A 24,060-nucleotide genomic window follows, 5' to 3' on the forward strand; every position below is an offset into this window, starting at 1 on the left:
AAGACGAAACGGCTTCCCCTTTGTGAAAACCGTCTTCTCTCGCCGCAACCGCCCGGCCTCAGGCCGCAAACAGCAGATCCAGCCGACGGCCGTCGCGCAGCGGCTGCATGTCGAAGCCCAGCTTCTGCGCCAGCAGCAGCATCGCCACGTTGCCGGGCGCGCAATGCGCGCGAAAGCGCCGGCAGGCCAGACGCTCGCGGCCGAAGGCCAGCATCAGCCGGGCCGCCTCCCGCGCGTAGCCCTGCCGCCAGGCGGTCTCGGCCAGCTCGATGCCGAACTCGGCCTCGCCGCCGCCCGAGTCGCGCAAGCCGACCGAACCGATCAGCGCGCCATCGTCGATGCGCTCGATCGCCAGCTGCCAGTCGCAGCGCGGCGTCCGCCCTTGCTGCGCCAGAAAGTTTTCCAGCAGCCGCGCGCTGAAATCCGCGCTCATCTGCTCCGGCGCGTAATGGCGGCCGAAGGCCGCGCCCTTGCGCACCGCCAGATAGGCGTCGAGATCGGATCCGCGAAAATCGCGCAGCCTCAGCCTGCCGTCCGGCTCGGCCAGGATCAGCATGAGCAAACCTCCAGCCGGCGCTGATCGGCGCGCTGTTCCAGCCGCGATCGGCGCAAATGGTCGTCGTCGGCCAGCAGTTGCCGCGGCGGCGCTTCTGAGGAAAGTATGGATGGGAAAACGGGCTCGTCGCCGAGCATGTCGCGCAGCAAGTGGCGCGACAGGATAAAGATCGATGCCATGATGGCGGTACCTGTAAAGAGCGATGAAAGAGCGAGGAGTCCGATGCGCCGGGCGGCGAAACGGCTCCGATAATTCCCGCGGATGATGCGTTTTCAGGATGCGCAACGGCGGGAGCGCGAAGTCTGCTCCCGCCGCGGGCCATTCGTCAAGCATAAGGCCGCAGACGCGGCCTTATGCTCACCAGCGCCGGCTTGCCTGCCTGACCGGCGCGTGCGCCGCGCGCCAGCGGCCAAGTCCGGTGCGCAAGGCCGCATCCATCAGTCCCAGCTGCAGGCCGACCATCACCGCGTACAACAGCATGCCCCAGCCCAGCGGCATCCATGGCACCGCCCAATCGCTCAAATGCGGATACAGCAGCCAGGCCAGCAGCAAACCGGCCACCAGCGTCAACTCCACCGCGCGCCACGATCGAGTGCGCAACGCCAGCCGGACGCCGATGTCGGTCAGAAAGAAAACCAGGCAGAGCAGATAGAGTTCCATGATGAATTCCCCGCGACAAGGACAGCGGCGCCGCGGGCTGGCTCCAATTGTCCGACATTATACGGCGCTGGCAGCCGCCCGCGATTTCTGCGCCCTGCCCCCCTTTTCTTAAGGGGTTATAGCCAAACCCGTACCAAGTGTCAGGTACGTCTTTTATGTTTATGGTCTAGCCCCGCCGGTCAGATCCATTACATTGTCAGACAACATACATAAGGAGTCGGGTTTTATAGCGCTTCAGTACAATGTTTTTCTGGGTGGCGCGCCGCTATCCTGCTGAAATCAGCAAACTGTCATAAGGATTTCCATCATGGCCACCAGCACCCAGGGACAGGTTCTCTCGCTGCAAGGCAGCGTCAAGGCGATCGGCGTCGACGGCAAGGTACGCATCCTGAAAGTAGGCGACATCCTGCAGCCCGGCGAGCAACTGCAGCTGGAAAACGGCGCCGCCGTCAGCATCAGCCGCGCCGACGGCGAAGTGATGCACCTGGACGGCGACCGCCAGGTGACGCTGACCGAGGAGGTGCTGCACGCGCAGCATGCCGACGCCGCGGAGGCCAGCATCGCCCCGCTGGCGCCGGAAGCCCAACAGATCCTGGCGGCGCTGGACAATCCGGCGGCCAACCCCGGCAATCCTTTTGACAGCCTCGACCCGGCAGCGGCCGGCCTGAACGACGCCGGCGGCGAGAACAGCGGCCACTCCTTCGTCCGCATCGGTCGCATCTCGGAAAGCCTGACCGGGCTGCAGCTGGAGGCAGCGCAGGCAAGCGCGGCGCAAGTGCCCGAAAACCGGGCCGCCGATGTCCCGGCGCAGAACTCGCCGCCGTTCTTCACCGCCGCCAACGGCGCGCCGTTGGGCAGCGACATGAATGTCACCACCGACGAAGACACGCCGGTCAGCGGCACGCTGACCGCCAGCGATCCCAACGGCGACCCGCTGACCTTCGTCAAAGGCGCCGACCCGCAGCACGGCACCGTCACCGTCAATCCGAATGGCACCTGGACCTATACCCCGGCCCAGGACTACAACGGCAGCGACAAATTCACCGTCACCGTCAGCGACGGCCGCGGCGGCACCGCCACCGTAACCGTCAATATCGGCATCAATCCGGTCAACGACGCTGCGGTGATCACCGGCAACGACCAGGGCGCGGTGACCGAAGACGCCAATGTCTCGGCGGCGAATACGCTGGACTACAGCGGCAAGCTGAACGTGTCCGACCCCGACCAAGGCGAGGCGGTATTCAACACCACCCGCGTCGACAACAAGACCGCCAACCTGGGCAGCATCACCATCGACGCCAACGGCAACTGGCATTACAGCGTCGACAACAGCAAGGTACAGTACCTGGGCCAGGGCGACACCCGCACCGAGGTGTTCACCGTCTACTCCAAGGACGGCACCGCCCATGACATCACCGTCGTCGTCACCGGCGTCAACGACGCCGCCGCCTTCTCCGGCAACGACCAGGGCGCCGTCACCGAAGACCTCAACGTCTCCGCCGCCAACACCCTGGACTACAGCGGCAAGCTGAACGTGTCCGATGCCGACCAGGGCCAATCGGTGTTCAACACCAGCCGCATCGACAACAAGACCGCCAACCTCGGCACCATCACCATCGACGCCAACGGCAACTGGCATTACAGCGTCGACAACGCCAAAGTCCAGTACCTGGGCCAGGGCGACACCCGTACCGAGGTATTCACCGTCTATTCGCAAGACGGCACCGCCCACGACATCACCGTCGTCATCAATGGCGTCAACGACGCCGCCGCCTTCTCCGGCAACGACCAGGGCGCCGTCACCGAAGACGCCAACGTCTCGGCGGCGAATACGCTGGACTACAGCGGCAAGCTGAATGTGTCCGATGCCGACCAGGGCCAATCGGTATTCAACACCAGCCGCATCGACAACAAGACCGCGAATCTGGGGTCGATCACCATCGACGCCAACGGCAACTGGCACTACAGCGTCGACAACGCCAAGGTCCAATACCTGGGCCAGGGCGATACTCGCACTGAAGTCTTTACCGTCTACTCCAAAGACGGCACCTCGCATGACATCACCGTCGTCATCAATGGCGTCAATGATGCCGCCGACGTCGGCCACGGCGCCGGCGACATCGGCTCCGGCATCGTCAAGGAAGACACCGCGGCCCAGACCGTCGCCAACGGCAAGCTGACCGTGGTGGATGTCGACCAGGGCCAGGCCCAGTTGCAGCCTTACCAGCAGGTGACCGACTACGGCACCTTCCAGGCCAACGCCGACGGCACCTGGACCTTCACCATCGACAACAGCAGCGCCAAGGTTCAGGCGCTGGGCGAAGGCGACAAGGTTCCGCTGCAGTTCACCGTGTGGTCCAAGGACGGCACCGCCAGCTCGGTGGTCTCCATCCAGGTGCTGGGCACCAACGACGCCGCGATAATCACCGGCAACGATCACGGCGCGGTGACCGAGGACCTCAACGTCTCCGCCACCAACACCCTGGACTACAACGGCAAGCTGAACGTGTCCGATGTCGATCAGGGCCAGTCGGTGTTCAACACCAGCCGCATCGACAACAAGACCGCCAATCTGGGGTCGATCACCATCGACGCCAACGGCAACTGGCACTACAGCGTCGACAACGCCAAGGTGCAGTACCTGGGCCAGGGCGACACCCGCACCGAAGTGTTCACCGTCTACTCGCAGGACGGCACCTCGCACGACATCACCGTCATCGTCACCGGCGTCAACGATGCCGCGGTGATCACCGGCAATGACCAGGGCTCGGTGACCGAAGACACCAACGTCTCCAGCTCCAAGACGCTGGACTACGTCGGCAAACTGAATGTGTCCGATGTCGATCAGGGCCAGGCGGTGTTCAATACCAGCCGCATCGACAGCAAGACCGCCAACCTCGGCAGCATCACCATCGACGCCAACGGCAACTGGCATTACAGCGTCGACAACAGCAAGGTGCAGTACCTGGGCCAGGGCGACACCCGCACCGAGGTGTTCACCGTCTACTCGCAGGACGGCACCTCGCACGACATCACCGTGGTCATCAACGGCGTCAACGACGCGGCCATCATCGGCGGCACCGACCACGGCGTCGTGGTCGAGGACGATATCACCCAGGTGAACGGCACCCTGCTGGTCAAGGACGTGGACCAGAACCAGTCCGCCTTCCAGCCGATGGCCGACGTTCAAGTCGACTACGGCACCTTCCATTTCGACAGCGCCACCGGCCAGTGGACCTTCACGCTGGACAATGCCAAGGCACAGGAACTGACCAGCGCCGACCGCTTCGACCGCACCTTCACCGTGCACTCCGTGGATGGCACGCCCCACGTCGTCACCATCACCATCCAGGGCAAGGATGATCCGGCGGTGATCACCGGCAACGACCAGGGCGCCGTCACCGAAGATCTGAATGTGTCGGCGGCGAATACCCTGGACTATGCTGGCAAATTGAATGTCGTCGACCCAGACAAGGGCCAGTCGGTGTTCGATACCAGCCGCGTCGACAACAAGACCAGCAACCTCGGCAGCATCACCATCGACGCCAACGGCAACTGGCACTACAGCGTCGACAATGCCAAGGTGCAATACCTGGGCCAGGGCGACACCCGCACCGAAGTCTTCACCGTCTATTCGCAAGACGGCACCGCCCATGACATCACTGTCGTCGTCACCGGCGTCAACGACGCCGCGGTGATCTCCGGCAACGACCAGGGCGCGGTCACCGAAGACCTCAACGTCTCCGCCGCCAACACCCTGGACTACAGCGGCAAACTGAACGTGGCCGATCCGGACCAGGGCCAGTCGGTGTTCAACACCAGCCGCATCGACAGCAAGACCGCCAACCTCGGCAGCATCACCATCGACGCCAACGGCAACTGGCACTACAGCGTCGACAACGCCAAGGTGCAGTACCTGGGCCAGGGCGACACCCGCACCGAAGTCTTCACCGTCTATTCGCAAGACGGCACCGCCCACGACATCACCGTCGTCATCACCGGCGTCAACGACGCCGCGGTGATCTCCGGCAATGACCAGGGCGCCGTCACCGAAGACCTCAACGTCTCCGCCGCCAACACCCTGGACTACAGCGGCAAGCTGAGCGTGGTCGATCCGGACCAGGGCCAATCGGTGTTCAACACCAGCCGCATCGACAACAAGACCAGCAATCTGGGTTCAATCACCATCGACGCCAACGGCAACTGGCACTACAGCGTCGACAACGCCAAAGTCCAGTACCTGGGACAGGGCGACACCCGCACCGAAGTCTTCACTGTCTATTCGCAAGACGGCACCGCCCACGACATCACCGTCGTCGTCACCGGCGTCAACGACGCCGCCACCTTCTCCGGCAATGACCAGGGCGCGGTGACCGAAGACCTCAACGTCTCCGCCGCCAACACCCTGGACTACAGCGGCAAGCTGAACGTGGCCGATGCCGATCAGGGCCAATCGGTGTTCAACACCAGCCGCATCGACAACAAGACCGCCAACCTCGGCAGCATCACCATCGACGCCAACGGCAACTGGCACTACAGCGTCGACAACGCCAAAGTCCAGTACCTGGGCCAGGGCGACACCCGCACCGAAGTCTTCACCGTCTACTCTCAGGACGGCACCTCGCACGACATCACCGTCGTGGTCACCGGCGTCAATGACGCCGCGGTGATCACCGGCAATGACCAAGGCGCCGTCACCGAAGACCAGAACGTCTCGGCGGCTAAAACCCTGGACTACAACGGCAAGCTGGATGTCAGCGACCTCGATCAGGGCCAGGCGGTGTTCAACACCAGCCGCATCGACAACAAGACCGCCAATCTCGGCACCATCACCATCGACGCCAACGGCAACTGGCACTACAGCGTCGATAACAGCAAGGTGCAGTACCTGGGCCAGGGCGACACCCGCACCGAAGTCTTCACCGTCTACTCTCAGGACGGCACCTCGCACGACATCACCGTCACCATCAATGGCGTCAACGACCCTGCCATCATCGGCGGCACCGATCACGGCATCGTGGTCGAAGACACCATCCTGCAGGTCGGCGGCACCCTGCTGGTCAAGGATGTGGATCAGAACCAGTCCGCATTCAAGCCTATGGCCGACGTTCAGGTCGACTACGGCACCTTCCATTTCGACAGCGCCACCGGCCAGTGGACCTTCACGCTGGACAACGCCAAGGCACAGGAGCTGACCAGCGCCGACAGCCTGGACCGCAACTTCATCGTGTACTCGGTCGATGGCACAGCTCATACCGTTACCGTCACCATCCAGGGGCAGGACGATCCGGCAGTCATCACCGGCAACGACCAGGGCGCCGTTACCGAAGATCTGAATGTGTCGGCGGCGAATACGCTGGACTATGTTGGCAAATTGGATGTCGTCGACCCTGACAAAGGCCAATCGGTGTTCGATACCAGCCGCGTCGACAACAAGACCAGCAACCTGGGCAGCATCACCATCGACGCCAACGGCAACTGGCACTACAGCGTCGACAACGCCAAGGTGCAGTACCTGGGCCAGGGCGACACCCGCACCGAGGTATTCACCGTCTACTCCAAGGACGGCACCTCGCATGACATCACCGTCGTCGTCACCGGCGTCAACGACGCCGCCACCTTCTCCGGCAACGACGCCGGCGCGGTAACCGAAGACGCCAACGTCTCCGCCGCCAACACCCTGGACTACAGCGGCAAACTGAACGTAACCGATGCCGACCAGGGCCAGTCCTCGTTCGACACCTCCCGCGTCGACAACAAGACCGCCAACCTCGGCAGCATCACCATCGACGCCAACGGCAACTGGCACTACAGTGTCGACAACGCCAAAGTGCAGTACCTGGGCCAGGGCGAGACTCGCACCGAAGTCTTCACCGTCTATTCGCAAGACGGCACCGCCCACGACATCACTGTCGTCGTCACCGGCGTCAACGATGCCGCGGTGATCTCCGGCAATGACGCCGGCGCGGTAACCGAAGACGCCAACGTCTCGGCGGCGAATACGCTGGACTACAGCGGCAAGCTGAACGTAACCGATGCCGACCAGGGCCAGTCTTCGTTCGACACTTCCCGCGTCGACAACAAGACCAGCAACCTCGGCAGCATCACCATCGACGCCAACGGCAACTGGCACTACAGCGTCGACAACGCCAAGGTGCAGTACTTGGGCCAGGGCGACACCCGCACCGAGGTGTTCACCGTCTATTCGCAAGACGGCACGTCCCACGACATCACTGTCGTCGTCACTGGCGTCAATGACGCCGCGGTGATCTCCGGCACCGATCACGGCGTCGTGGTCGAGGACGATATCACCCAGGTGAGCGGCACCCTGCTGGTCAAGGATGTGGATCAGAACCAGTCCGCCTTCCAGCCGATGGCCGACGTTCAGGTCGACTACGGCACCTTCCATTTCGACAGCGCCACCGGCCAGTGGACCTTCACGCTGGACAATGCCAAGGCACAGGAGCTGACCAGCGCCGATCGCTTCGATCGCACCTTCACCGTACTGTCCTTGGACGGCACGACCCATACCGTCACTGTCACCATCCAGGGCAAGGACGATCCGGCAGTGATCACCGGCAACGATCAGGGCGCCGTCACCGAAGACCTCAACGTCTCCGCCGCCAACACCCTGGACTACAGCGGCAAGCTGAACGTGGTCGATCCTGACAAGGGCCAGGCGGTGTTCGACACCTCCCGCGTCGACAACAAGACCACCAATTTGGGCTCGATCACCATCGACGCCAACGGCAACTGGCATTACAGCGTCGATAACAGCAAGGTGCAGTACCTGGGCCAGGGTGACACCCGCACCGAAGTCTTCACCGTCTACTCTCAGGACGGCACGTCCCACGACATCACCGTCGTCGTCACCGGCGTCAACGACGCCGCCACCTTCTCCGGCAATGACCAGGGCGCGGTGACCGAAGACGCCAATGTCTCGGCTACGAATACCTTGGACTATAACGGCAAGCTGAATGTGACCGATGTCGACCAGGGCCAGTCTTCGTTCGACACCTCCCGCGTCGACAACAAGACCGCCAACCTGGGCAGCATCACCATCGACGCCAACGGCAACTGGCACTACAGCGTCGACAACGCCAAGGTCCAATATCTGGGACAGGGCGACACCCGTACCGAGGTATTCACCGTCTACTCCAAGGACGGCACCGCCCATGACATCACCGTCGTCGTCACCGGCGTCAACGATGCCGCGGTGATCTCCGGCAATGACGCCGGCGCAGTGACCGAAGACGCCAACGTCTCGGCGGCGAACACCCTGGACTACAGCGGCAAGCTGAACGTAACCGATGCCGACCAGGGCCAGTCTTCGTTCGACACTTCCCGCGTCGACAACAAGACCAGCAACCTCGGCAGCATCACCATCGACGCCAACGGCAACTGGCATTACAGCGTCGACAACGCCAAGGTGCAGTACTTGGGCCAGGGCGACACCCGCACCGAGGTGTTCACCGTCTACTCCCAGGATGGCACCTCGCACGACATCACCGTCGTCGTCACCGGCGTCAACGATGCCGCGGTGATCTCCGGCAATGACGCCGGCGCGGTGACCGAAGACGCCAACGTCTCGGCGGCGAACACCCTGGACTACAGCGGCAAGCTGAACGTAACCGATGCCGACCAGGGCCAGTCTTCGTTCGACACTTCCCGCGTCGACAACAAGACCGCCAACCTCGGCACCATCACCATCGACGCCAACGGCAACTGGCACTACAGCGTCGACAACGCCAAGGTGCAATACCTGGGCCAGGGCGACACCCGCACCGAGGTGTTCACCGTCTATTCTCAGGACGGCACCGCCCATGACATCACTGTCGTCGTCACCGGCGTCAACGACGCCGCCACCTTCTCCGGCAACGACCAGGGCGCGGTGACCGAAGACGCCAATGTCTCGGCGGCGAATACGCTGGACTACAGCGGCAAGCTGAACGTCAGCGACGTTGATCAGGGCCAATCCAGCTTCGATACCAGCCGCATCGACAACAAGACCGCCAATCTCGGCACCATCACCATCGACGCCAACGGCAACTGGCACTACAGCGTCGATAACGCCAAGGTGCAGTACCTGGGCCAGGGCGATACCCGCACTGAAGTCTTCACCGTCTACTCGCAAGACGGCACCGCCCACGACATCACCATCGTCGTCACCGGCGTCAACGACACCGCCGACGTCGGCCACGGCGCCGGCGACATCGGCTCCGGCATCGTCAAGGAAGACACCGCGGCCCAGACCGTCGCCAACGGCAAGCTGACCGTGGTGGATGTCGACCAGGGCCAGGCCCAGTTGCAGCCTTACCAGCAGGTGACCGACTACGGCACCTTCCAGGCCAACGCCGACGGCACCTGGACCTTCACCATCGACAACAGCAGCGCCAAGGTTCAGGCGCTGGGCGAAGACGACAAGGTTCCGCTGCAGTTCACCGTGTGGTCCAAGGACGGCACCGCCAGCTCGGTGGTGTCCATCCAGGTGCTGGGCACCAACGACACCGCCACCTTCTCCGGCAACGACACCGGCAGCGTGACCGAGGACCAGAACGTCTCCTCGACCAATACCCTGGATTACAGCGGCAAGCTGAACGTGTCCGATGTCGATCAGGGCCAATCGGTGTTCGACATCACCCGCGTCGACAACAAGACGACCAATCTCGGCAAGCTGACCATCGACGCCAACGGCAACTGGCATTACAGCGTCGACGACGCCAAGGTCCAATACCTGGGCCAGGACGTCACCCGCACCGAGGTGTTCACCGTCTACTCCAAGGACGGCACCTCCCACGACATCACCGTGACCATCAAAGGCGTCAACGATCCCGCCGTGTTCGGCGGCACCGACGGTGCCACCCTGGTGGAAGGCACCTTCCCGTCGGCCACCGGCACCTTGCTGGTCAGGGATGTGGATGCCGGCGAGGCTGGCTTCCGCCCGCAAGCCGACGTGCTGGTCAAATACGGCACCTTCCATTTCGACAGCGCCACCGGCCAGTGGACGTTCACCCTGAACGACGCGGCCCAGGAGCTGACCAGCCAGGACAAGATCAACTACACCTTCCCGGTCCAATCGCTGGACGGCACCTCGCACAACGTCAACATCACGGTCTACGGCACCGACAACTTCGCCGTCATCACCGGCAACGACAAGGGCGCCGTCACCGAGGATGTCGCCGTCGGCGCCGACGGCATGCTGGTCCACAGCGGCAAACTCGACATCGCCACGCCGGACAAGGGCCGCGCGGCGTTCGACACCGGCCGCGTCGACAGCCATGCCGGCAATTACGGCACGCTGACGATAGACAAGGACGGCCACTGGCAGTACCAGGTCGACAACGACAAGGTGCAGCACCTGGGCCAGGACGAAACGCGTACCGAGGTGTTCACCGTCTACGCCAAGGACGGCACCGAGCACAAGATCAGCGTCGACGTTCACGGCGCCAACGACGCGCCGGTCTTCGTCGGCGACCAGACCCACGGCTTCGCCAAGGACGGCGGCATTCAGGTCACCACCGCCGAGGACACCCCGGTCAGCGGCCAGCTGCACGCGCAGGACGTGGACGCCAACGACCAGCTGAGCTACGCCGCCAGCGGCAACCCGCAGCACGGCACCCTGTTGCTGGGCAAGGACGGCAGCTGGACTTACACGCCGAACCAGGACTACAACGGCAGCGACAGCTTCAAGGTGACGGTCACCGACAAGGCCGGCGCCACCGACACCATCACCATCCACGTCGGCATCACGCCGGTGGACGATCCGTCGGTGCTGAAGCCGGACAACGGCAACGTCGTCGAAGACAAGCCGCTGGCGGTCGACGCCGCCCACGGCCTGCTGGCCAACGACTACGACGTGGACAGCAAGCTCAGCGTGCAGAGCGTCACCGTGGCAGGCCAGACCTACCAGCTGGGCAAACAGGGCGTGGACGTGGCGCTGGACGGCAAGGGCGTGCTGCACGTCAACGCCGACGGCAGCTACAGCTTCGCCCCGGCGGCCCACTACGCCGGCGAGCTGCCGCAGATCGGCTACACCACCAATACCGGCAGCAGCTCGACGCTGACGCTGACCATGACCCCGGTCGCCGACGCGCCGATGGTCGGCGTGCAGATCGGCCAGGGCAGCTTCCAGCCGGGCAGCCCCTATGTCGGCGGTCGCAACTTCGAATCGTGGGAAAAGACCGCGGCCGAATACGGCAAGAACGCGATCACACTGGACGACGGCAACAACTCGTTCGCCGACCTGCGCGGCAAAACCGACACCGGCTTCGCCGTGCGCGGCATGGGCGGCAACGACGCCATCTATCTGGACACCAGCAAGGCCGACAACGTGCTGATCGGCGACGACGGCAACCTGAACCAGCTGAGCGGCAAGCCCAACGAAGTCAACGACACGCTGTACGCCGGCAAGGGCAACGACATCCTGATCGGCGGCAAGGGCGACGACAGCCTGTACGGCGGCGACGGCGTCGACACCGCGGTCTACGCCGGCAACTTCAAGGACTACACCGTCACCCGCCCGGTCATCGGCGCCGGCGGCAGCGTGTTCTTCGAGGTCACCGACAAGCAGACCACCGCGGCCAACCCCTACGCCGGCGAAGGCCACGACAGCCTGTACGATATCGAGCGGCTGCAGTTCAAGGACGGCACCTACTACTGGAACGGCAAGGACTGGGCCAAGGAAGGGCCGGACCTCACCCGCTACCCGATCGACATCAGCGCCTCGCTGGTGGACCGCGACGGCAGCGAAGTGCTGGACAGCATCGTCGTCCGGCTGGACGCCAAGTACGCCGGCTCGCAGCTGTTCGACAACCAGCACAACCTGATCGGCACCATAGGCAAGGACGGCTCGCTGACCATAGCCCAGGCCGGCCATTGGGACGCCAAAGCGCTGGACGTGAAGCTGTCCGGTCTGCAGCTGGAAGTGCCCGGCAACGTCAAGGGCGCGCTGTCCATCGGCGTCGACGCTGTTTCACGTGAAACCGGCAACGGCGATACCGCGACCGGCCATGCCGGCGCCAACGCCGCCAATATGGCGCCGGAGACCTTCGACGTGTCCGCGTCCGGCCAGGAAGACCAGCCGCTGATCAGCGTCGCGCTGTCCGGCAAGGACGGCGACGGCAGCGTCTCCGGCTTCGTGATCAAGGATCTGCCGACCAACGGCACGCTGTACAGCGACGCCGCCGGCACCCAGATCGTCAAGGCCGGCGACACCGTGGGCGGCGCCGTCTACTTCAAGCCGGCGGGCCACTGGAGCGGCGACACCGGCTTCGGCTACGCGGCCAAGGACAACCAGGGCGCGGTGGACGCCAGCCCGGCCAAGGCCTCCATCCACGTCGAAGCCGTGGCCGACGCGCCACAGCTGTCGCTGGGCGGCTACTCGTCGCTGGCCTCGCTCAACTTCGAGGACGTCAATCTGAACGGCCGCGAATGGCGGCAGGACGTGGCGGTCAACAAGATCGGCGGCGCCAACACCATCGGCGTGTGGAATACCGACAACGGCCGCGGCCTGATCGAAGTGGGCACCGAACGCACCTACACCGGCGGCAGCTCGACCAACAAGGTGCTGGAGATCGAGAACGGCCCCGGCGACCGCACGCTGTACACCGACATCCAGTGCGAAGCCGGCCGCTTCTACCAACTGGGCTTCGACATCGCCGCGCGTCCCGGCTGGGTCGCCAGCTCGCAGCTGCAGGTGAAGCTGATCGCGCTCGACGCCAGCGGCCACCCCACCGGCAAGGCCACGGTGCTGTACGACTTCAACCCGGCCAGCACCGGCTGGCTGCGCGACCAGCAAGTTGCGCTGCCGATCGCAGAAGACGGCAAATACCGGCTGATGTTCGAGGCCAAGGATGGCGACTCCTACGGCGCCATTCTCGACAACCTCAACTTCAAGGCGATGGACAACGCCGGCTATGAGGGCAACTTCATCAAGCTGAGCAGCATCAGCGCCTCGCTGGTCGACCGCGACGGCTCGGAAACGCTGAACGTCTCCCTGTCCGGCTTGCCCAGCGGCGCGGTGCTGAAAGACGCGTCCGGCCACCAGGCGACGGTGGACGGCTCCGGCCGGCTGGACGTCAGCAACTGGAGCCTGGACAGCCTGCAGCTGAAGGGCCCGGCCGGCTACCACGGCCAGCTGAACCTGACCGTCACCGCCACGGCCACCGAGCAATCCAACCACAGCCAAGCCAGCAGCAGCCAGAACCTGAGCGTTTCCATCCAGGCGGTAGACCATCCAGTCACCCTGTCTGGATTGCACGCGCTGGACGGCGGCGGCGACGCCATCGTGCTGGAAAGCCATCTGGCCGCCGGCACCGCGCCGGACGCCGCCCAGCTGACCCAGCAGGGCAGCTTCGTGGTGAACGCGCCGGACGGCGTGGCCAGCATCCGCATCGGCGGCGTGGAAGTGGTCGGCGCCGACGGCAGGCTCACCGGCAGCATTCTGAACACCGCCTACGGCGCGCTGAAGGTCACCTCCTTCGACGCCGCCAGCGGCAAGCTCGGCTACCAGTACACGCTGGGCCACGCCGGCGCCAACCCGGGCGAGCGCTTCAGCGACAGCCTCAACGTGGAAGTGCGCGACCGCGACGGCAGCAGCGCCAGCGACAAGCTGAACGTGGCCATCGTCAACGACGCGCCGCTGGCGGCCGACGACCGCGCCAGCCTGGCGGTGCTCAGCGGCGATCTGAAGATCAGCAGCAACGGCATCGTCGGCAACTGGGTGGACTGGGACGGCGGCCACCGCGTCAGCACCTTCAACCAGGGCGGCAACGACGACGGCCGGAACCAGCTGCGCTGGGGCGATACCTACGGCCAGCAGTCCGGCTACAGCTTCCGCGACAACGACCTCCAGCTGAACAACACGCTGCCGCTGAACCAGACCTTCAAGCTGGGCGATCTCACCCACCTGAACTACGAGATCAGCGGCAACTCCGGCATCAGCAACGCCACGCTGGGCCTGTCGTTCATGCTGGGCGTCCAGCCGCAGCAGTTCTTCGTCCACCTGAACCACCAGGAGACGCCGAACAGCCGCGACTACGAAGCCAGCAAGGACATCGTCACCATCGACAACGCCAGCCAGACCTTCGAGTACAACGGCCGGCAGTACATCCTGCAGATCCTGGGTTTTGACGATGGCAAGGGCCATATCGGCAACGAAATCCACACCGCCGAGAACGCCAACTCCACCTTCGGCATCATGGCGCGCATCGTCGAAGGCAGCGACTTCCACCATCCGGCCACCGGCGGCGACGTGCTGCAGAACGACGCCGCCGGCGCCGACGGCGGCCTGAAGGTGGTGGCTTGCGCCAGCGGAAACCAGGCCGGCAACGGCGGCGTGGAGGCCATCCTGCACGGCCAGTTCGGCGACCTGCTGATGCACGCGGACGGCAGCTACAACTACACCTTCACCGGCGACAGCAAGCTGCTGGGCAAAGGCCAGACGGACATCTTCACCTATACGGTGCGGGATGCCGACGGCGACTTGTCCAGCGCCAGGCTGCACGTCGACCTGTCGACGCTGGATCCGAACCAGCGCCTGATCCAGGGCGACGCCGGCGACAACCGGCTGACGGGCACCGACGCCAGCGAGCTGATCCGCGGCGGCGCCGGCAACGACATCCTGACCGGCGGCGCCGGCGTCGACACCTTCAAGTGGTCGTTGGGCGATCAGGGCACCGCGGCCAAGCCGGCGCGGGACGTGATCACCGACTTCGGCCAGCATGGCGAGAAAGACGTGCTCGACCTGAAGGACCTGCTGCAGGGCGAAAGCCACAACGCGGCCAGCCTGGAGGGTTACCTGAACTTCCACAAGGAAGGCGCCAACACGGTGATAGACGTCCATCACCAGGGCCAGGGCACGCCGGTCACCCAGCAGATCGTGCTGCAGAATGTCGATCTGACCCAGGGCGCGACGCTCAGCGACGCGCAGGTGCTGAAGAACCTGCTGAACCACGGCCAGCTGCATACCGATTGAGGCGCGCAGCCCGATGTCGGCAGCCCCCCGCCCGCGCGGGGGGCTTTTTTGCGTCCACGGCGGCATGACGGGCAGACGCCATCCATGTCCGCGTCGGCGGAGCGCGGCGCTGCCGTCCCCTGGCGGACCCGTGGAATGAAAGAAGAGGAAGGGAAATGTCGCGCCGGCAGAGATGTCCGGCATGAAAACGACCCGGCTGGCGGCGGCTGTCCGCCGCTGAACAGCGGCGGACGTTGCCTATCGCCCCGGCCGGAAAACCGGCGTCACGCCACGGCGGGACCGGTCAGGCCATCGACGCGCAGCTCCAGCAACCGTTTCGCGTCGGCTTCGCTGACCACGCCCTTGGCGATCAGCCTGGCGCCCATCAGCGATGTCATCCGCTGCACGCCCTTGACCAGCACCTGCCGGCCTTCGTCCTGATGGATGCCGCGCGTCAGCGCGCCGTCCAGCACCAGGTAATCGATGCCGGCCTGGTTCAATCGGGCGACCAGCTCCAGCCTATGGCCGCGGATCTCCACCGCCAGCCGGTGGCCAGCGCCTTTCACCGCCTCGCCGAAGGCCAGGAAGGCGTCCCAGTGTTCGTCCAGCCCCGCTTCGTCGAACTCGAACGACACCGTCGCCCGGCTGCCGCCCAGCATTTCCATCACCTGCGGCTGAAAGCCTTGGGCCGCCAGCGAGGCCGGCGACAGGTTCACCGCCAGCGCGAGGCCCGGCGCGTCGGCCAGCGCCAGCCGCAGCGCTTCCAGATCGGGCAGATGGCTCAGGCCCAGGCGCAAGCTGTGCGACACCAGCCGCATCGCGTTGATCGCCGGCAGGCCGCCGGCGGCCGGCCGATACAGCATGCCTTCCTGCCACAGCGGCGCGCGCTGCGCATCCACCACCGGGAACCAGCGCAGCCGTAAGCTGCGCTCGCGGCAGCTGGCTTCGATCAGCTCGCGCCAGTCCCATTCGCTGCCCACCTCCGGGCCGGCGCCGTCATCGACCCGCCACTGGTTGTCGCCGGCCGCCTCCGCCTCGGCCAGCGCCTGGCTGGCGCGCGCCAGCAGGCTGGCCAGCTCGTCGCCCTCGACAATGCCGCACACGCCGATGTGGCCGATGCCGTCCCGGTCGCTCAACGCCATCTGCCGGTACAGCGCCAGTTGCTCGCACAGCGTCTCCGCCAGTTGCCGGCCTCCGTCCATCCCCAGCTCCGGGCAGAACACGGCGAAGTCGGCGCCGCGCAGCCGGGCCGCCATCCAGCCCTTGCGCCGCGAAGCCAGGTCTTCCAGATCCGCCGCCAGGCGGACCAGCAGCGCGTCCGCGCGCTCGCCGCCCAGACGCTGGTTCAGCTCGGCCAACCCGGCCAGCCTCAGCAGCAGCAGGCAGCCGCGGACATCCTCCTCCTCGGCCAGCGTGCTGGACACCGCCTGCTCCAGCGCTTCGCGGTTGGGCAGGCCCGTCACCGGATCGGTATGGCGCTCGCGCCGCAGTTGCTCCACCTCCGCCGACTGCTCGCCCAGATAAGACTGCAGCCGCTCCACCATGTGGTTCATCGCGCCCACCATCCGCGCCAGCTCCGGCACCTTGGGCTCGGTCATGCGCTGGAAACGGCGTTCGCTGATCGCCCGCGCCTGGTTCACCACCCGCTGCAAATCGCGCCGCAGCTTGAAGATGTCGATGGAGCCCAGCAGACCGGCCAGCAAGCCGGCCCCCAGCAGCCACAGCATGGTCTGCAGCGCGCCCATCCACAGCGACTCGTAGGCGTAGCCCAGCGCGGCCTCGACGCGTATCTCTCCGGCCTGCAGCCAGCCTGCGGTGACCAGCGCGCTGCCCGGCTGCGGGGACAGCGGCAGCAAGGCCCGGAACCAGTCCGGCGCCGCCGGGAAAACCGCCTGGTTGACGCGGTCGACCACTACCTTGCCGTCGGCCCCCTGCCAGCGGATGTGATGAAAATATCCCTGGTCGAAAGTCGCGTTGATCAAGGTTTCGGCCATCGCCTTGTCCGCCTGGTTCTGGGTGATCATCAGCGCCAGCGAGTTGGCGGCATTGGCATTTTGGCCAGTCAGCTGCTGTTCCAAATAACTGCGGGCGTTGTACAGATTGGCCAGCAACGCGCCCGACAGCGACATGAACACCAACAGCAACAGCAATAGCCACAACCGCTGGATCAAGGAAAGGTTTTTCATCGCGTCGCCCATCTCAAAAAGTGAAGCCCTCGTTTTTCATCTTGTCCATCACCTGGCGCCAGCGGGTCAGCTTGGAGACATTGCTGCTGCGGTTGCCCACCCACAGGCCCTGGGCGTTGAAGCTGAACACCGGCAGCAGGTCGGTTCGCTGCGAAGCCGGCTCGATCGAGGTCACCAGGCTGTCCAGAATCTGCGGTTCCGCGCTGGGCGTGGGATAATAGGCCAGCACCATGTGCGCCTGGCTGATCGTGCTGTCCGGCCCGCCGATCCGCGCCTTGACGTAAGTGATGCGCAGCTTGTCCGGCGACACGCCGAGCACCAGCAGCGAGATGTACTTGCCTACGCTGAAGTCCTCGCAGTCGCCCGCCCCCTTGCCGAACATCTCCAACGGCGTCGCCCAGTAATCCTGAACGCCCCAGTTGTCTATGTCCTCGCGGTACAGGATGCGCCGGTTGAAAAACTGGTTAACCTCGGCCAGCTTTTGCCGCTCGTCCACGCCTTGCAGCCTGCCCAGCAGCTGGTTCCATTCGCGGAACAGCGCGACCGCGCGCGGGCCGTAGCGGGCGGCCGAACGCTCGGTCGGCAGGCTGGCGGCGGTGACGCACAAGCCGGCCAGCAACAGCACGACGGACATCAGGCAGCGCCGCAAACGCCGTCCCGAAACGAGCGAGGCAAGCTTCATGGTCATTCCATGCCGATCAATGATCGCAACTGTAGCAGATTGACGAATGATATTCGCTTGGCGCGGAATATTCACTTGCCATTTAAAGAAAAATTGTTTAATCTATTTATTGAAATATTTAATAATATCAGCCCCTTGCACCCGGAGACGATTAACCATGAAACGCTTAAAAAAATGCAGCGTTCGCCTGACCGTGGCCGCGTTGATGAGTTTAGCGGCCACATCGGCGCAGGCCACCGACCTGCGTCAAGTCGTGGAAAAAACCATCGCCAACAACCCAGAAGTCCGCTTCCGCTTCCATGAATTCCGCTCGTCGGCGGAAGAGGTCGGCATCGGCCGTTCCGGCTACCTGCCGACCGTGGACGTCTCCTACACCCACGCCCGCGAAGACAACAAGGAGCCGCTGGTCAATTACGGCCCGCAGATCACCAGCGACTTCAACCGCAAAGGCTGGTCCGCCGACCTCAGCCAGAACCTGTTCCAGGGCTTCCAGACCATGAACACGGTCAAGCAGCTGGAATCTGGCAAGCGCGGCAAGTACTACGAATTCGTCGACGCGTCCGAGCAGCTGGGCCTGGAAGCCACCCGTACCTATCTGGACGTGCTGCGCTACCGCCAGCTGCTGGATTACGCCAAGGAAAGCTACGGCGTCCACAAGGGCATCTACGATCAGATCGAACAAAAGGTGAAGGCCGGCGTCGGCCGCCGCGTCGACCTGGAACAGGCGGCCGGCCGGCTGGCGCTGTCCGAAACCAATATGATCAACGAGTCCTCCAATCTGCACGATGTGTCCGCCCGCTACGCGCGGCTGATCGGCGAAGAGCCGCCGACAGACCTGGCGCCGGCGCCGGCGATGCAGGACAAGCTGCCGCGCGACAAGGACCTGCTGGTCTCCGCCGTGCGCAGCAGCCCCGCCTACCTGGCCGCGCAGGAAAGCGTGCGCGCCGCCCAGAGCGACCTGAAGGTCAAACGCGGCGCCTTCTCGCCGACGCTGGATCTACGCGCCCACGCCGAGAAAACCGACAACCTTAACAGCGTCTACGGCACCCACGACAAGCAGTCGGTGGCGCTGGTGTTCAACATCAACTTGTTCCGCGGCGGCGCCGACAAGGCCCGCCTGGGCGTGGCCGCCGAGCGCTACAACTCGGCGCTGGACCTGCGCGACAAGGCCTGCCGCGACCTGCAGCAGACGGTGCGCATCGCCAGCAACGACGCCCACAAGCTGAGCGAGCAGATGGGTTATCTGCGCCAGCACGCGCTGTCCACCGAAAAGGCCCGCGACGCCTACCTGAAGCAGTTCGACATCGGCCAGCGCACCCTGCTGGACGTGCTGGACAGCGAGAACGAGCTGTACGACTCCAAGCGCGCGCTGGCCAACGCCGATTACGACAACAAGCTGGCCCAGGCCCGCGTGCTGGCCGCATCCGGCCTGCTGCTGCCCAGCCTGCAGCTGAAGCCGATCGAAGAGCAAAGCTTCGAATCCGACAGCGACGACTCGCAGCGCGACGCCTGCAATACCGCCTACACGCCGCCGCAGCCGTTCAGCACCGCCGGCATCCCCATCCATCCTTATGTGTCCACCACGATGGCGGAAGACGCCGCGCCATCGAAGAAGACTGGCAAGGCCAAGCGCTAAAACACCGGCCGCCGCAACCAGGCAAGACCCGCAATGCGGGTCTTTTGGCCATTGTGGCGCCTTGCCGGCGCCGGGGCTCGCGCGGAACGATGGCTGATCGCCGTTCGCGCGTCCCTGCGACGGACCGTACATAGTCAGACCCGGCACGATTGCCGACAATATCCATGGGAGTGGAAGCATGGCTTCCGAAATATCCAATCCTGAAACCGCGCAGCCGCTGAGCGAGCAAGCGACCCATCTCGACCCTCTTCTCGACTGCCTGTTCTCGCTGGCCCGCGGCTACGGCATCACCGCCACCCGCGAATCGCTGGTGGCCGGCATTCCGCTGGTGGACAACCGGCTGTCGCCGTCGATGTTCGCGCGCTCGGCGCGCCGCATCGGCCTGTCCACTCGCGTGGTGCGCCAGCCGCTGTCCAGCCTGCGCCAGCAACTGCTACCCGCCGTGCTGCTGCTGGAGAACAACACCGCCGGCATCCTGCGCGAGATCCGCGACGGCGTCGCCTTCCTCAGCATGTCCGAGCTGCCGGACGCCGTCGTCGAGATTCCGCTGGAAGATCTGGACCACAGCTTCGAAGGCATCGCCATCCTGGTGAAGCCGCGCTTCCAGTACGAGAAGCGCGCGCCGGAGCTGGCCGAGATCCGCGCGCGCCACTGGTTCTGGCGCACCATCTACGGCAGCAAGTCGCTGTACCGCGACGCGCTGATGGCCGCCTTCCTGATCAATGTCTTCGCGCTGGCGATGCCCATCGTGTCGATGGCGGTCTACGACCGCGTGGTGCCGAACATGGCGCTGGAAACGCTGTGGGTGCTGGCGATAGGCGCCGCGCTGGTGCTGGTGTTCGATTTCCTGCTCAAGCTGACCCGCGGCTATTTGATAGACCTGGCCAGCAAGCGGGTCGACGTCGCGCTGTCGGCGCTGATCATGGAGCGGGTGCTGGGCATCCGGATGGAGGCGCGGCCGGCCTCGGTCGGCGCGTTCGCCGCCAATCTGCGCGCCTTCGAAACCGTGCGCGACTTCATCGCCTCGGCGTCGATCACCGCGCTGATCGACGTGCCCTTCGTGCTGATCTTCCTGGTGGCCATCCTGTGGATTTCGCCGCTGATGGCGGTGCCGATGGTGATCGCCATCTTCATCATGCTGGCTTTCGCCCTGCTGGTGCAGGAGCGGATGCAGGCGCTGACCGAGACCACGCTGCGCGCCAGCTCGCAGCGCAACGCCTACCTGGTGGAAAGCCTGTCCGGGCTGGAAACCGTCAAGGTGCTGGCCGCCGAGGGCGTGCTGCAGGGCAAATGGGAGCAGGCCACGCTGTTCCTGGCCCAGGTCGGCTCGCGGCTGAAGATCCTGGCCGCCTCCACCATGAACTTCGCCGGCTTCATCCAGCAGCTGCTGTCGATCGCCATGCTGGTGCTGGGCGTGTACGAGATCATGGCCGGCAACGTGTCCATGGGCGGCGTGATCGCCGCGGTGATGCTGTCCAGCCGCGCGATGGCGCCGCTGAGCCAGGTGGTCAGCCTGCTGACCCAGTACCACAACGCCAAGACCTCGCTAGCCTCGCTGGACGGCTTCATGAAGATGCCGGTGGAGCGCGAGAAGGACGCCGCCTTCTTCCACCGCACCAGCTTCAAGGGCGAGATCGAGTTCCGCAACGTGTCGTTCAACTATCCGAACAATCCGATGGTGGCGCTGCGCGAGGTGTCGTTCAAGATCCGCGCCGGCGAGCGCGTGGCCATCATCGGCCGCGTCGGCTCCGGCAAGACCACCATCCAGAAGATGATCCTCGGCCTGTACCAGCCGACCGAGGGCGCGATCCGCATCGACGGCATGGACATCAAGCAGATCGACCCGGCCGAGCTGCGCCGCCAGATCGGCTACGTGCCGCAGGACCCGGTGCTGTTCTACGGCACCATGCGGCAGAACATCTCCATGGGCTCGCCGCACGCCTTCGACGCCAGTATCGCCGCCGCCGCCGAGCAGGCCGGGCTGACCGAGTTCGTCAACAGCCATCCGCAGGGCTTCGACATGCTGATCAGCGAGCGCGGCGAATCGCTGTCCGGCGGCCAGCGCAAGGCGGTAACCATCGCCCGCGCGCTGCTGAACGCGCCGCCCATCCTGCTCTTGGACGAGCCGACCAGCAATATGGACCACAGCAGCGAAGGCCAGATCCGCCAGACGCTGGCCCGGGCGTCGTCCGGCAAGACCATGCTGCTGGTCACCCACCACAACGCGCTGCTGGACCTGGTGGACCGGCTGATCGTGGTCGACCACGGCGCCATCGTCGCCGACGGTCCCAAGCAACAGGTGATCGAGGCGCTGCAACAGGGCAAGATCGGAAAGGCGGGCGTCTGAGATGGAAATGAACTGGAAACAACGCGTCAACGGCTGGGTGGAGCGCGGTCAGGAGCGCACCGGTCCGTACTGGGACAAACTGATGGACTGGGCCTCCGCCCGAGACCTGGCCGACCGCAACGACTTCGCCGCCGACGCCGACTGGGCGATCCTGCAGCAGAGCCCCGGCCGGCCCCGCATCTTCGTCTGGAGCATGCTGGGCGTGTTCATCGTCGCCTTCCTGTGGGCGGCCTTCGCCAAGGTGGACGAAGTCTCGCGCGGCGAGGGCAAGGTGATTCCGTCCAGCCAGAACCAGCACTTGCAGAGCCTGGACGGCGGCGTGGTATCGCAGATCCTGGTCAAGGAAGGCCAGGTGGTGCAGAAAGGCCAGCTGCTGCTCAAGGTGGACAACACCCGCTTCGTCTCCTCGCTGGAGGAAAACCAGGCGCAGTACCTGGCCTTGCAGGCCAAGACCGCGCGGCTGAAGGCGCTGGCCAACGGCACGCCGTTCACGCTGCCGCCCAAGGTGCTGGAGCTGGCGCCGGAGATCGCCAAGCAGGAAATGGACCTGTACAACTCCAAGCAGATGGAGCTGAACGCCAGCGTCGGCATCGCCCGCCAGCAGCTGGCGCAGCGCAGCCAGGAACTGAACGAGGTGCGCGCCCGCTATGCCCAGGCCCTGTCCAGCTACGATCTGACGATGAAGGAACTCACCGTCACCCGGCCGCTGAAGGAATCCGGCGCGGTGTCCGACGTCGACCTGCTGCGCCTGGAGCGCGACGTCGCCCGCTTCCGCGGCGAGCGCGACCAGGCCGCCGCCCAGATGCCCAAGATCCAGGCCGCCATCGGCGAAGCGCAGCGCAAGATCCAGGAGGTGGAGCTGACGATGCGCAACACCGCCAGCGCCGAGTTGTCGGACACCATGGCCAAAGCCAGCAGCCTGTCCGCCGGCAGCGTGGCGCTGGCCGACAAGGTGAAGCTGTCCGAGATCCGCTCGCCGGTGCGCGGCCAGATCAAGCGGCTGTTCATCAACACCATCGGCGGCGTGGTGCAGCCGGGCAAGGACATCATCGAGATCGTGCCGATCGACGACTCGCTGCTGCTGGAAACCAGGATCACCCCGCGCGACATCGCCTTCCTCCATCCCGGCCAGCGCGCCGTGGTGCGCTTCACCGCCTACGACTTCACCATCTACGGCGGCATGGAGGGCAGCGTGGCCGAGATCGGCGCCGACACCATCACCGATGAGAAGGGCAATGCCTTCTACATCGTCAAGGTGAAGACCCAGGGCTCGCTGCTGGGCAAAGAAAAGCTGCCCATCTTCCCCGGCATGGTGGCCCAGGTGGACATCATGACCGGCAAGAAGAGCATTCTGTCCTATCTGCTGAAGCCGGTGCTGCGCGCCAAGGCCGAAGCGTTGCGGGAGCGCTGACATGGTCCACCTGCTGTTCTCCGCCAGCTCGGTGCTGGCCGGCTACTGGCAGGAGGCGCTGGGGGAGGCGCGCCGTTGCGCGCGCCTGCCGCCGCCGGAGCGGGACGCCGTGCTGTGGCTGGATCTGGCCAGCCTGGACGCCGGCCAGCGCGACGCCGACTGGCCGACGCTGTGCCGCCACTACCGGGTGGTGGCGCTCAGTTCCTCGCCCAACGACGCCGAAGGCATGCACTGGCTGCAGCTGGGCGTGTCCGGCTACGCCCACGCCTACGCCGCCGCCGACGAGCTGCGCCAGATCGCCGCCAGCGTCGCAGCCGGCGGCACCTGGCTGGGCCGCAGCCTGCTGCTGCAGCTGTGCCAGCGCTTCGGCGCGCTGGTGCCGCCGCCCGAGCAGGCCGGCTGGCGCGAACGGGTGTCCGGCCGCGAGGCCGAGGTGATCGCCATCCTCAAACAGGGCCGCTCCAACAAGGAGATCGCCCGCGAGCTGGACATCACCGAGCGCACGGTCAAGGCCCATCTCACCGCCATCTTCCAGAAGTTCGGCGTCGAGGACCGTTTCCAGCTGCTGCTCAAGCTGACCCAGCCCGCGCACTGAAACAGCGCGTCGCGCATGAAAAAAACGGCCATC

General features: G+C 65.1%; 10 protein-coding genes. 5 read left to right on the forward strand and 5 right to left on the reverse strand.

What is annotated here, in order from left to right; translation table 11 throughout:
- Positions 1-58: 58 nt before the first annotated feature.
- From ACX17K_RS14180 to ACX17K_RS14190, 3 genes are all read right to left on the reverse strand, one after another.
- Positions 59-556: a GNAT family N-acetyltransferase gene (locus ACX17K_RS14180; protein WP_493775300.1), complete on the reverse strand. Its 498-nt coding sequence runs from the start codon at positions 554-556 to the stop codon at positions 59-61.
- Positions 550-735: a hypothetical protein gene (locus ACX17K_RS14185; RefSeq protein WP_493775301.1), complete on the reverse strand. Its 186-nt coding sequence runs from the start codon at positions 733-735 to the stop codon at positions 550-552. The genes ACX17K_RS14180 and ACX17K_RS14185 overlap by 7 nt, the downstream gene beginning before the upstream one ends.
- Before the next feature lie 178 nt (positions 736-913).
- Positions 914-1,216, reverse strand: coding sequence for a hypothetical protein (locus ACX17K_RS14190; protein ID WP_493775302.1), 303 nt, complete (start codon positions 1,214-1,216; stop codon positions 914-916).
- Between the two features lie 307 nt (positions 1,217-1,523).
- On the opposite strand from ACX17K_RS14190, the gene ACX17K_RS14195 reads away from it, so the two are divergent.
- A complete protein-coding gene (locus ACX17K_RS14195; protein ID WP_493775303.1) occupies positions 1,524-15,191 on the forward strand; it encodes a retention module-containing protein in 13,668 nt (4,555 codons plus the stop codon).
- A gap of 263 nt (positions 15,192-15,454) precedes the next feature.
- Here the strand turns inward: ACX17K_RS14195 and ACX17K_RS14200 are convergent, their stop codons facing one another.
- Both ACX17K_RS14200 and ACX17K_RS14205 read right to left on the reverse strand, forming a co-directional pair.
- Positions 15,455-17,356, reverse strand: coding sequence for a bifunctional diguanylate cyclase/phosphodiesterase (locus tag ACX17K_RS14200; RefSeq protein WP_493775304.1), 1,902 nt, complete (start codon positions 17,354-17,356; stop codon positions 15,455-15,457).
- Positions 17,357-17,369: 13 nt separating this feature from the next.
- Positions 17,370-17,990 (reverse strand): transglutaminase-like cysteine peptidase, encoded by a 621-nt coding sequence (locus tag ACX17K_RS14205; RefSeq protein WP_493775305.1) that lies wholly within the window; start codon positions 17,988-17,990, stop codon positions 17,370-17,372.
- 205 nt (positions 17,991-18,195) lie between these two features.
- Between ACX17K_RS14205 and ACX17K_RS14210 the strand changes: the two genes are divergently transcribed.
- The 4 genes from ACX17K_RS14210 (at position 18,196) to ACX17K_RS14225 (ending at position 24,027) form a co-directional block, all read left to right on the forward strand.
- Complete coding sequence (locus ACX17K_RS14210; RefSeq protein WP_493775306.1) at positions 18,196-19,674, forward strand: TolC family outer membrane protein; 1,479 nt, start codon at positions 18,196-18,198, stop codon at positions 19,672-19,674.
- Positions 19,675-19,852: 178 nt separating this feature from the next.
- Entirely contained in the window at positions 19,853-22,021 is a 2,169-nt protein-coding gene (locus ACX17K_RS14215; protein WP_493775307.1) for a type I secretion system permease/ATPase, read from the forward strand.
- 1 nt (position 22,022) lies between these two features.
- A complete protein-coding gene (locus tag ACX17K_RS14220) occupies positions 22,023-23,432 on the forward strand; it encodes an HlyD family type I secretion periplasmic adaptor subunit (RefSeq protein WP_493775308.1) in 1,410 nt (469 codons plus the stop codon).
- A gap of 1 nt (position 23,433) precedes the next feature.
- Complete coding sequence (locus tag ACX17K_RS14225) at positions 23,434-24,027, forward strand: helix-turn-helix transcriptional regulator (protein WP_493775309.1); 594 nt, start codon at positions 23,434-23,436, stop codon at positions 24,025-24,027.
- The last annotated feature ends 33 nt before the right edge of the window (positions 24,028-24,060 follow it).

It is taken from the genome of Chromobacterium sp. INPA-IVC (assembly GCF_059047085.1).

Excerpts from the sequence above, each read along its gene's own strand:
- ACX17K_RS14205 (WP_493775305.1), bottom strand. The coding sequence starts at position 17,990 with ATGTCCGTCGTGCTGTTGCTGGCCGGCTTGTGCGTCACCGCCGCCAGC.
- ACX17K_RS14220 (WP_493775308.1), top strand. The coding sequence starts at position 22,023 with ATGGAAATGAACTGGAAACAACGCGTCAACGGCTGGGTGGAGCGCGGT.
- ACX17K_RS14225 (WP_493775309.1), top strand. The coding sequence starts at position 23,434 with ATGGTCCACCTGCTGTTCTCCGCCAGCTCGGTGCTGGCCGGCTACTGG.
- ACX17K_RS14190 (WP_493775302.1), bottom strand. The coding sequence starts at position 1,216 with ATGGAACTCTATCTGCTCTGCCTGGTTTTCTTTCTGACCGACATCGGC.
- ACX17K_RS14200 (WP_493775304.1), bottom strand. The coding sequence starts at position 17,356 with ATGAAAAACCTTTCCTTGATCCAGCGGTTGTGGCTATTGCTGTTGCTG.
- ACX17K_RS14195 (WP_493775303.1), top strand. The coding sequence starts at position 1,524 with ATGGCCACCAGCACCCAGGGACAGGTTCTCTCGCTGCAAGGCAGCGTC.
- ACX17K_RS14210 (WP_493775306.1), top strand. The coding sequence starts at position 18,196 with ATGAAACGCTTAAAAAAATGCAGCGTTCGCCTGACCGTGGCCGCGTTG.
- ACX17K_RS14215 (WP_493775307.1), top strand. The coding sequence starts at position 19,853 with ATGGCTTCCGAAATATCCAATCCTGAAACCGCGCAGCCGCTGAGCGAG.
- ACX17K_RS14185 (WP_493775301.1), bottom strand. The coding sequence starts at position 735 with ATGGCATCGATCTTTATCCTGTCGCGCCACTTGCTGCGCGACATGCTC.
- ACX17K_RS14180 (WP_493775300.1), bottom strand. The coding sequence starts at position 556 with ATGCTGATCCTGGCCGAGCCGGACGGCAGGCTGAGGCTGCGCGATTTT.